Origin of the sequence: Bacillus sp. AFS001701, assembly GCF_002559405.1 — a bacterium.
GTDB lineage: Bacteria > Bacillota > Bacilli > Bacillales > Bacillaceae_G > Gottfriedia.
Window position 1 is genome coordinate 1 of record NZ_NTZO01000490.1, and the last position, 1,285, is coordinate 1,285.

Genomic DNA, 1,285 nt, shown 5'->3' on the forward strand with positions numbered 1-1,285 from the left:
TTCCTTTTTTACTTCCTCATGAACACTCTATGAGGTACTATAATTCACTTTTTTCCTTTTTTACTTCTTCATGAACACTCTATGAGGTACTATAATTCACTTTTTTCCTTTTTTATTTCCTCATGAACACTCTATGAGCTCATGATCTTCAATTATTGAATGTGTTATTTGCATACTTCTATATTTTTTTATCTAATTCTTTCTATTTTTGGTTGAAATATAAGCATAATAAGTCAAAAAAAAGAGAATGATTCAAAATCACCATTCTCTGTATATATTTCTACTTATATGTTTGCTTGTTCTGCATATTTTTTAAAATTGTCTAGAATTGCTTGCCATCCTTGTTGTTGAAAATCAACAGGATTAGTTGTTTCAGGATCGAATGTTTCAATTACTTCTGTTTCGTTTCCTTTACCACTAAATGTGATATTAACCTTTCTTCCATCACCTAGAGTATATGCAATAACTTCATATTTTTTTACTTCATCATAAGTCCCACCAAAGTCGAAACCAAAACTGCCATCTTTTGCTTCCATTCTTGAACGGAATTCTCCACCAACGCGTAAATCATTTTCTGCAATTGGTGTGTGCCAGTCGTCTGAAGCACTGTTCCATTTTTTAATATGATCAGGTTCTGTCCAAAATTCCCATACTTTTTCGATTGATGCTTTAATAGTTGCTTTTACTGTTACTTTTTTAGATGTTTCCATTTCAATACCGCCTCTCTTGATTCCAATATTTATTAAGTTAATCAATAATTGTGGCTAACTATATTGTATACGATTTCAATAAATCATTCTATGTATTCATTTTTTTTCGTTTCTATCAATGTTTTTAGACTACCAAAACAGGTTTAATTTATTTAATAAAATATATAATTTAATGGGTAAAATATAAATGGTTTATCAGAGAAATGTAAAGAAAGGATGGATGAAGATGGAGAATTTAGAAAAAAACTCCTCTAAATCAAGCATTAATTGTCCAAACTGTAATTCAAACGTTTCCAATAATGACGAAAATGGAAATATTAGTGACGAAATTCAAGAACATTATTTATATGAATGCCCAAATTGTGGAAAACCAGAACTTTTTTATAATAAAAAGTAGTTTTAAAAACGACTCTTATGAGTCGTTTTTTCAAAATAAACATAAAAAAGAAAGGAACTGCACGGTCTTTTTAATTAGACCACTACGTTTGTTGAACAAGTATTTAAATATTTTGTATTCAGAATCGGTATTCACTTTCACTTCCTTCTAACAATCGTTTAAAATAATTAATTACAAA

At 28.7% G+C, this 1,285-nt stretch carries 2 protein-coding genes; one reads left to right on the top strand and one right to left on the bottom strand.

Annotated elements, in window-relative coordinates; all coding sequences use genetic code 11:
• Positions 1-284: 284 nt before the first annotated feature.
• On the bottom strand, positions 285-710 hold the full coding sequence (locus tag CN514_RS21545; protein ID WP_098234335.1) for an SRPBCC family protein: 426 nt from the start codon (positions 708-710) through the stop codon (positions 285-287).
• Positions 711-936: 226 nt separating this feature from the next.
• Between CN514_RS21545 and CN514_RS25940 the strand changes: the two genes are divergently transcribed.
• Complete coding sequence (locus CN514_RS25940; RefSeq protein ID WP_176526023.1) at positions 937-1,107, top strand: hypothetical protein; 171 nt, start codon at positions 937-939, stop codon at positions 1,105-1,107.
• The last annotated feature ends 178 nt before the right edge of the window (positions 1,108-1,285 follow it).

Excerpts from the sequence above, each read along its gene's own strand:
- CN514_RS21545 (WP_098234335.1), bottom strand. The coding sequence starts at position 710 with ATGGAAACATCTAAAAAAGTAACAGTAAAAGCAACTATTAAAGCATCA.
- CN514_RS25940 (WP_176526023.1), top strand. The coding sequence starts at position 937 with ATGGAGAATTTAGAAAAAAACTCCTCTAAATCAAGCATTAATTGTCCA.